2 protein-coding genes are annotated in these 575 nt (G+C 50.1%); both read left to right on the top strand.

What is annotated here, in order from left to right:
• Positions 1 to 419: iron-containing redox enzyme family protein (locus R8N49_RS29185; RefSeq protein ID WP_318190705.1), on the top strand; the 419-nt coding region annotated here is incomplete at its 5' end.
• On the top strand, positions 416 to 575 hold a 160-nt coding region (locus R8N49_RS29180), incomplete at its 3' end, for an SDR family NAD(P)-dependent oxidoreductase (protein WP_318190706.1). The genes R8N49_RS29185 and R8N49_RS29180, both read left to right, overlap by 4 nt.

Below are 575 nucleotides of genomic sequence, written 5' to 3'. Positions count from 1 at the left end.
AAGCGTGCGGCGGCGATGCCGAAGCGGTGCGCAATAACAAAGATGTAGGTCAAGTCGGTGCGCCGATTGAATTAATGGTTTCCTACCTTTACCACAACATTGACCGCCACAACCCACTCGCGCTGTTTGGCATGGTGTGGGTATTAGAAGGCACCAGCGTCGGCATTGGTGGCCAAATGGCAGAAAAAATCCAGTCAACGTTAAGCCTACCGCCTTCAGCAATGACTTACCTAATTTCACACAGCGTGTTAGACCAAGATCATCTGCAATTTTTTGAATCACTGATGAACAAAATCACCAAAGTGGAAGATCAACAAGTCATCATCGACTCTGCAAAAATGGTGTTTGCACTGTACGGACAAATGCTGGGCTCTTTGCCTTCCTTCTCAACCCAACAAGCGGCGTGGGGTGAAGCATGATCATTAACAACAGCACCATTCTCCTGACAGGCGCAACGGGCGGAATTGGGCAAGCCATCGCGCGCGAGTTAGCAACACGCGGAGCCAGCCCCATTCTTGTTGGGCGAAACGAAGAGAGCTTGCAAACACTACAGCGTGAACTGTCAAATCCAGAAC

It is taken from the genome of Vibrio sp. 1978, assembly GCF_033344345.1.
This window is presented reverse-complemented; position numbering and strand designations above follow the sequence as displayed.